At 63.7% G+C, this 6,809-nt stretch carries 9 protein-coding genes and 1 pseudogene; 4 read left to right on the top strand and 6 right to left on the bottom strand.

Features of this window, described 5'->3' with window-relative positions; all coding sequences use genetic code 11:
• Window positions 1–118: pseudogene (locus tag VK533_RS09050) on the bottom strand (DedA family protein); the annotation flags it as partial.
• A gap of 236 nt (window positions 119–354) precedes the next feature.
• Between VK533_RS09050 and VK533_RS09045 the strand changes: the two are divergent.
• Window positions 355–672, top strand: a complete 318-nt coding sequence (locus VK533_RS09045; protein ID WP_324376615.1) for an antibiotic biosynthesis monooxygenase family protein — start codon at window positions 355–357, stop codon at window positions 670–672.
• 32 nt (window positions 673–704) lie between these two features.
• On the opposite strand, the gene VK533_RS09040 is transcribed toward VK533_RS09045, so the two are convergent.
• The 4 genes from VK533_RS09040 to hslV all read right to left on the bottom strand — a co-directional run bounded on the left by VK533_RS09040 (window position 705) and on the right by hslV (window position 3,885).
• A complete protein-coding gene (locus tag VK533_RS09040) occupies window positions 705–1,250 on the bottom strand; it encodes a TlpA disulfide reductase family protein (protein WP_324376613.1) in 546 nt (181 codons plus the stop codon).
• Window positions 1,251–1,343: 93 nt separating this feature from the next.
• Window positions 1,344–1,901: an isochorismatase family protein gene (locus VK533_RS09035; RefSeq protein ID WP_324376611.1), complete on the bottom strand. Its 558-nt coding sequence runs from the start codon at window positions 1,899–1,901 to the stop codon at window positions 1,344–1,346.
• A gap of 27 nt (window positions 1,902–1,928) precedes the next feature.
• Window positions 1,929–3,227 carry an ATP-dependent protease ATPase subunit HslU gene (gene hslU, locus VK533_RS09030; protein ID WP_324376609.1) on the bottom strand — a complete coding sequence of 433 codons (1,299 nt, stop codon included), beginning with the start codon at window positions 3,225–3,227 and terminating at the stop codon, window positions 1,929–1,931.
• 103 nt (window positions 3,228–3,330) lie between these two features.
• On the bottom strand, window positions 3,331–3,885 hold the full coding sequence (gene hslV, locus VK533_RS09025; RefSeq protein ID WP_324376607.1) for an ATP-dependent protease subunit HslV: 555 nt from the start codon (window positions 3,883–3,885) through the stop codon (window positions 3,331–3,333).
• Window positions 3,886–4,071: 186 nt separating this feature from the next.
• Here hslV and VK533_RS09020 point away from each other — a divergent pair, with 186 nt between their 5' ends.
• The 3 genes from VK533_RS09020 to VK533_RS09010 all read left to right on the top strand — a co-directional run bounded on the left by VK533_RS09020 (window position 4,072) and on the right by VK533_RS09010 (window position 6,562).
• The gene (locus tag VK533_RS09020) at window positions 4,072–4,512 is read left to right on the top strand and encodes a MucR family transcriptional regulator (protein WP_324376605.1); all 441 of its coding nucleotides are present in this window, start codon (window positions 4,072–4,074) and stop codon (window positions 4,510–4,512) included.
• A gap of 167 nt (window positions 4,513–4,679) precedes the next feature.
• Window positions 4,680–5,897, top strand: a complete 1,218-nt coding sequence (locus tag VK533_RS09015; RefSeq protein ID WP_324376603.1) for a multidrug effflux MFS transporter — start codon at window positions 4,680–4,682, stop codon at window positions 5,895–5,897.
• A 143-nt stretch (window positions 5,898–6,040) separates the two neighbouring features.
• Window positions 6,041–6,562, top strand: coding sequence for a PEPxxWA-CTERM sorting domain-containing protein (locus VK533_RS09010; RefSeq protein WP_324376601.1), 522 nt, complete (start codon window positions 6,041–6,043; stop codon window positions 6,560–6,562).
• 57 nt (window positions 6,563–6,619) lie between these two features.
• On the opposite strand, the gene VK533_RS09005 is transcribed toward VK533_RS09010, so the two are convergent.
• Complete coding sequence (locus VK533_RS09005) at window positions 6,620–6,805, bottom strand: hypothetical protein (protein WP_324376599.1); 186 nt, start codon at window positions 6,803–6,805, stop codon at window positions 6,620–6,622.
• Window positions 6,806–6,809 lie beyond the last annotated feature (4 nt).

The raw sequence follows: 6,809 nt of genomic DNA, 5'->3' as shown, positions 1-6,809 counted from the left end.
GCGGAATGCATGCGCTCTCGATCGCCATCAGGAAGACGATGCCGAGATAGCCGCCCGCCGAAATCACGGCGATGATCCAGGCGGCTACGGGCGTGAGAATGCGTTCGGTCAGCGACATGGCAATGCCTTGCCGCCCCCTTTCCGGGAAGTCGAGAGCCGCTTTCAAGCGATGTGCGAGGATGCTAGATTCCAGCCGTCGAAAAGGACCAGGATCGGCAAAGGTAAGCCCGATCCCCTCCGGACAAGGAGGCTCCGCTCCCGCACATGCGGGCGCCCACGGCAGGCTTTGGCGCGCCCGGCGCCATTGCCTGCGCGTGGCGGACCCCCGCGCAGGCCCTTTGAAGGACCGCAGAGATGGCCATCATTCAGGCGAACAACGGCATCATCACCCAGATCAACGTCTTCACCGTCCCGCTGGGCGGTCAGGACGCGCTGATCGAAAATCTGAAGGAGGCGGCGCGATGTGCGGCGGAAGAGGATGGCTGGATTTCGGCCAGCCTTCATCGCAGCCTCGATGGCATGCGCGTCGTCAATTACGCGCAGAGCGCGAACCTCGATGCGGCGCACGCCGTGATCGGACGTCTGAAGCGTGAAGGCTTTATCGACCGGAACAAGGCATTCGGAGAGGCGCATCCCGGCCTGTATGAAGTCTTGTTCAGCGTCGCGCGCTGAAGTTCGCGCCGGCGGGTTCGTCCCGCCGGCGCCTATTTGGCGGGTGGGGTCGTGGACGGCGCGGGCGCCGGATCCGGCGGGGCCGGTTCGTTGAGCAAAGGACGAATGAGCGCGTCGAGCTCGTCGATCTCGAACGCCCCTGCCTTGGCGTAACGGACGACGCCGGCCCGATCGATCACATAGTTGGTCGGAACACCGTTATCGATGATCGGATAGGCGTCCGCATGGGCGGCGCCTTCGAGCACGACCGGGAAATGCACCATCTCCGCAAGCTTGCGCATCGGCCCGCTCGATCCCGCGCCGCCGGTTTCGATCGCGATCACGGTGAAACCATATTTGGCGCGGAGCGCGGCATAGGCGTCGAACAAAGCGAACTCCTTCCGGCACGGCACGCACCAGGTCGCCCAGCGGTTCACGACCACCACCTCGCCATGCAACGCGGCGAGATCGATTTTGTCCTTGGTCACCGTGGTGACGCGGAACGGCGGGGCCGGCTGATCGAGCTTGGCCTTGACGGCCCCGGCTGCCGACGGGCCGAGCAGGGCGGCCAGTGCGGCAACGGTTGCGATTGATTTCATGGATCTTTCCCCTGACCCCACGTCGGGCGATCGGGCGCGCGAGTCAATCGGGCCGGCACGGTTGATGGGTCCGCTTTGGCCGGAACCGATCGTTCACCGCAGATCGAGCAGGCTGATTATCTCGTCCGCCGTGCCGGTCTCGCCGAGGCGCGGGAAGATTCGGGCGACGCTGTTCTCGTGCGTCTCGGCCCTGAGATCGGTCATCGCGTCGATGGCCAGCGCGACGTTGAAGCCGGCTTCGTAGGCCTGGCGCGCGGTGGATTCGACGCCGATCGCGGTGGCGACGCCCGCTACCACCACCTGGGTTACGCCCTGCGCGCGCAGATGCTCCTCCAGCCCGGTGTGGGCGAACGCGCCCCACGTCTTCTTGGCGACGATATGGTCGCCGGGCTGGCGGTCGAGCTCGGGTACGAACTCCGCCCAGTCGGGCGCGGGATCGGGCATCTTGGGCTGCTCGTTGCGGCCGGGCGCGCCGCCGACGACATGGACCAGCACCACCGGCAATTTATGCGCGCGGAATGCCTTGAGCAACGAGGCCGCCTTCGCGACTATGTCGGCGGCCGGATAAGGCGCGGTCTGGTGGGCGACGATGCCCTTTTGCAGATCGATCACGATCAAAGCCGTGTTCGGGTCGAGCGTCGTCACCGCCATGATCTCATCCTTTACTGAAGTGCCGGCTTACAGGACGTATTTGCTGAGGTCCGTGTTCCGCGCGACTTCGGCGAGCTGCGCATCGACATAAGCGGCGTCGATCGTCAGCGCCGTGCCGGTGCGTTCCTCGGCGTGGAAGCTCACATCCTCGAGCAGTTTCTCCATCACCGTCGACAGACGGCGCGCACCGATATTCTCGATGCTCTCATTCACCTGCGCGGCGGTGCGCGCGATCGCGGCGATGCCGTCCTCGGTGAAGGTGAGATCGACCTGCTCGGTCGCGATCAGCGCCTTGTATTGCGTCGTGAGCGACGCGCGCGTGTCGGACAGGATGCGCACGAAATCCTGCTCGGTCAGCGGCTTCAGTTCGACACGGATCGGCAGGCGGCCCTGCAGTTCGGGCAGCAGGTCGCTCGGCTTGGCTACGTGGAAGGCGCCCGACGCGATGAACAGGATATGGTCGGTTTTGATCGGACCATATTTGGTTGCAACAGTGGTCCCTTCCACGAGCGGCAGCAAGTCGCGCTGCACGCCTTCGCGGCTGACCGATCCGCCACGCACGTCCGAAACCGCGATCTTGTCGATCTCGTCGAGGAAGACGATGCCATTGGCTTCGGCATCGGCCAACGCGACGCGCGCGACATCTTCCTGATCGAGCCGCTTGTCGGCTTCTTCCTCGACCAACTTGGTCCAGGCCGAGCGCACCGAAAGCTTGCGCTTCTTCATGCGGCCGCCGCCCAATTTGCCCATGATGTCGCCCAGATTGATCATGCTCATCTGGCCGGGCATGCCGGGGATTTCCATCGTGCCGTTGCCGCTATCCTCGACCTCGATCTCGACTTCCTTGTCGTCGAGATGGCCGTCCTCGAAGCGCTGGCGGAAGGAGCTGCGCGTCGCTTCGGACGCATCCTTGCCGACGAGCGCGTCGATCAGGCGCGCCATCGCGGCGTCCTCGGCCTTGTCCTTGACCGCGGCGCGGCGGCGTTCCTTTTCGAGCCGGATCGCTTCCTCGACGAGGTCGCGCGCGATCTGCTCGACGTCGCGGCCGACATAGCCGACTTCGGTGAACTTGGTCGCTTCGACCTTCACGAACGGCGCGTCGGCGAGCTTGGCGAGGCGGCGGCTGATCTCGGTCTTGCCGCAACCGGTCGGCCCGATCATCAGGATATTCTTGGGGCTGACCTCGTCGCGCAGTTCGGGCGCGAGCTTCTGGCGGCGCCAGCGATTGCGCATCGCGACCGCGACCGCGCGCTTGGCGTCGTCCTGGCCGATGATGTGCTCGTCGAGCGCGGCGACAATGGCTTTGGGGGTAAGGGCGTCGTTCATTGCTTTTCTCTTCTCCCCTCCCGCTTGCGGGAGGGGAAGCCGCTGCGAAAGGGCGGGAGGGTGGCCCCTCCCCTAACCCCTCCCGCAAGCGGGAGGGGAATTCTCAGCTCGCGCTGTCCATCTCTTCGACGGTCACGTTGCCATTGGTGAAGACGCAGACTTCGCTGGCGATCTGCATCGCCTTGCGCGCGATCTTCTCCGCATCGTCTTCGTAGTCGAGCAGCGCACGGGCGGCGGCGAGGGCATAATTGCCGCCCGATCCGATCGCGGCGATGCCGGCTTCGGGTTCGAGCACGTCGCCATTGCCGGTCAGGATCAACGTCACGTCCTTGTCGGCGACGATCATCATCGCTTCGAGGTTGCGCAAATATTTGTCGGTCCGCCAATCCTTGGCGAGTTCGACCGCCGCGCGCAGCAACTGGCCGCGATGCTGTTCCAGCTTGCGCTCGAGCCGTTCGAACAAGGTGAAGGCGTCGGCGGTGGCGCCGGCGAAACCGCCGATCACCTGGCCATCGCCCAATCGGCGCACCTTGCGCGCATTGGGTTTGATCACCGTATTGCCGAGGCTGACCTGGCCGTCGCCGGCGACGACGACCTTGCCGTTCTTTCTGACCGACAGGATGGTTGTTCCGTGCCAGCCGATTTTGTCTGTACTCATCTATGTCTCTCCGCTCGATGGCGGATATGGGAAGGCGGGATCGCTTTGCAACGCGTGCGGTTGCCGAGATTGCATTGGTCCGATCAATCCACGCATTCGTCGCGAAAAATTACAGTTAAGGTGCGAGAAGCGCTGGCAAAGAAACAAATCGCGTTTATATGCGCCCTTCCCCCTAGGAGTATTACCGTGGCGAACGACAATCAGGAATTGATTACCCTTACGGCCGACATTGTTGCGGCGCATGTCAGCAACAACAGTGTCCCGACTGCTGAAGTCGGCGCGCTGATCCAGAGCGTCTATGCTGCGCTGTCGCAGGTCGGTGCCTCCGCGCCGGAGCCGCAGGCCGAGAAGCCCAAGGGTGCCGTTTCCGCCCGTGCCTCGATCAAGCCCGAATATCTGATCAGCATGATCGACGGCAAGCAGTACAAGATGCTGCGCCGTCACATCTCGCAGCATGGCTATAGCCCGGAAAGCTATCGCGAGGCCTATGGCCTGCCGCGCGACTATCCGATGGTTGCCGCCAATTATGCCGAGCAGCGCCGCGCGCTCGCGCACAAGATCGGCCTCGGCCGCAAGCCCCGCACCGGCGGCGCCAAGCCGGGCCGCAAGCCGAAGGCTGCCGTCTAAGCTTTCAGCCTGATCCGAAAGACGGCCGCGCACCTACCGGTTCGCGGCCGTTTTTCTTTGCGTGTTTTCCCTTGGCCTGCCTTGCCGCAACGCAGCGCAGGCGGCATAGGCGGTCGATGCCCAGCGATAATGCTCTTCCTCCCGCGCCCGCCGGCGCCGGGCCCGGAATGCGTTTCGGGCTGTTCGTCGCGCTGATCGCGGCGCTGATGGCGGTGACCCCGCTCGGCATCGATTCGATGCTGCCGGCGCTGCCGCATATCGGCCAATCGCTCGGCGTCACGAACGAGAACCACCAGCAATGGGTGATCGCGATCTACGTGTTCGGCTTCGGCGTCGCGCAGATCGTCTATGGTCCCTTGTCCGACCGGTTCGGGCGCAAGAAGATATTGGTGCCGAGCCTGACCTTGTTCGCGACGCTCAGCGTTGTCGCCGGGCTTTCGTCGAGCTTCCCGATGCTGCTCGCGGCGCGGCTGTTCCAGGGGATTGCCGGCGCGTCGGGGCGGGTGCTCACCATCTCGATCGTGCGCGATTGCTATTCGGGCCGGCAGATGGCGCGCGTCATGTCGACCGCGTTCATGGTCTTCCTGATGGTGCCGATCCTTGCGCCGAGCCTCGGCCAGGGGATTCTCCTGGTCGGCAGCTGGCGGCTGATCTTCTTCTTTCTCGCCGCCTTCGCCTTGCTGGTCGCGACCGTGCTCGGGCTGGTGATGCACGAGACATTGCACCCCGAATATCGGCGGCGCTTGTCGCCGCGCGTGATCGGGCAGGGCATTAGCCGCACGCTGACCGAGCGGAACGCGCTCGGCTACACGATCGCGATTACTTTGATCTTCGGCGCGCTGATGGGCTTCATCAATTCGATCCAGCAGATCTTTCAGGACATCTTCCACGCGCCCAACAAATTTCCGTTGGTGTTCGCGGGCGTCGGCCTGTCGATGGCGGTGGCGGCGTTCGTCAATTCGCGGATCGTCGAGCGGCTGGGCACGCGCAAGGTATCGCACGCCGCCTTGCTGGGCATGATCGCGATGGCGGCGATCCACGCGATCATCGTCGCCACTGGGCATGAGACGATCCTGAGCTTCGCGGTGCTGCAGTTCGCGACGATGTTCTGTTTCGGCCTGTTGGGTTCCAATTTCGGATCGATGGCGATGGAGAATGTCGGCGAGATCGCGGGTACCGCGTCTTCGGTCCAGGGCTTCATCTCGACCTGCGGCGGCGCTTTGCTGGGCCTCGTCGTCGGCCAGTCCTTCAACGGCACCGTGTTGCCGCTGGCGCTCGGCTATCTGGTGCTGGGTTCGGCGGCGTTGGCGGTGGTGTTCGTCACCGAACGCGGCAAGCTCTTCCGCGCGCACCACAGCACGCCAATAGAGGTGCATTTCGACTAAGTATTTGTGCGGGCATCAAATGCCGGCGCTTCAACGCATTGTGCATGGTGCATAAATCGTTAGGGATGTGGGCGACGCTTCGGGGGAGTCGTCGAGCCATCCGGCTTGCATCAACGGTCGCGTCATCTTTGGGGGGAAATATCATGAAGACGGGATTCGCACTCCTGGCAGCCCTGGCCGCGGCATCCGCTGCCGTGCCGGCCGATGCCACGCTGTTGCGCTACACGCTCACCGGAACCAATGGTCACGGCGCGATCGAATATGCGCGGTTCGATATCGATACGAACCGGCTGCCGGACGATTACGAGATCGGCGTGGGCTTGGCCTTTTTCTCGCTGGCCGGAACCTACACTTACAACACGGCCACGATCCACATGGACGACATGTATTTTTACAACGCTGATTACGGAGGCGGCATCTTCGGCGAAAGCAACATCACCGCGACCGATGGTCCGCAATTGTACACCGGGCCGGAAAACGCGCCGACGCTGCTGACAGGCACCTTCGCTCTCACCGATTATTATTGGCATTCGCCGCTGACGTTGACCGTCACGGAAGTCGCATCCGTGCCGGAACCCCTGACCTGGGCGATGATGGCGGGTGGGTTCGCGCTGACGGGTGTGGCGATGCGCCGCCGCCACAAGGCCGTCGTCGCCACGGCCTGATCACGATCGCAGGGATAGCGGCGAAACGGCCTTGGCCGTTCCGCCGCTATCTGCCCGTCAGAGCTTGCCGCCGAACTTGTAGGTCAACTGGAGGTAATAAGAGCGGCCGACGCCGTCGAACCAGCTGATGTCGTAATAGGGATAGGAGGCGTAGCTCGGATCCTTGAGCGGCTTCTTGTCGAACAGATTGTCGATCGTGCCCGACAGCCGGAGATGATCGGTGAGGTCGTACTGGCCCGTCATCCTG

It is taken from the genome of Sphingomonas sp., assembly GCF_035317925.1.
Taxonomy (GTDB): domain Bacteria; phylum Pseudomonadota; class Alphaproteobacteria; order Sphingomonadales; family Sphingomonadaceae; genus Sphingomonas_I.
Note: the sequence above shows the minus strand (reverse complement) of the source record. Positions and strands in the feature narration are given on the sequence as shown.

Excerpts from the sequence above, each read along its gene's own strand:
- VK533_RS09045 (WP_324376615.1), top strand. The coding sequence starts at position 355 with ATGGCCATCATTCAGGCGAACAACGGCATCATCACCCAGATCAACGTC.
- VK533_RS09040 (WP_324376613.1), bottom strand. The coding sequence starts at position 1,250 with ATGAAATCAATCGCAACCGTTGCCGCACTGGCCGCCCTGCTCGGCCCG.
- VK533_RS09035 (WP_324376611.1), bottom strand. The coding sequence starts at position 1,901 with ATGGCGGTGACGACGCTCGACCCGAACACGGCTTTGATCGTGATCGAT.
- hslU (WP_324376609.1), bottom strand. The coding sequence starts at position 3,227 with ATGAACGACGCCCTTACCCCCAAAGCCATTGTCGCCGCGCTCGACGAG.
- hslV (WP_324376607.1), bottom strand. The coding sequence starts at position 3,885 with ATGAGTACAGACAAAATCGGCTGGCACGGAACAACCATCCTGTCGGTC.
- VK533_RS09015 (WP_324376603.1), top strand. The coding sequence starts at position 4,680 with ATGCGTTTCGGGCTGTTCGTCGCGCTGATCGCGGCGCTGATGGCGGTG.
- VK533_RS09010 (WP_324376601.1), top strand. The coding sequence starts at position 6,041 with ATGAAGACGGGATTCGCACTCCTGGCAGCCCTGGCCGCGGCATCCGCT.
- VK533_RS09005 (WP_324376599.1), bottom strand. The coding sequence starts at position 6,805 with ATGACGGGCCAGTACGACCTCACCGATCATCTCCGGCTGTCGGGCACG.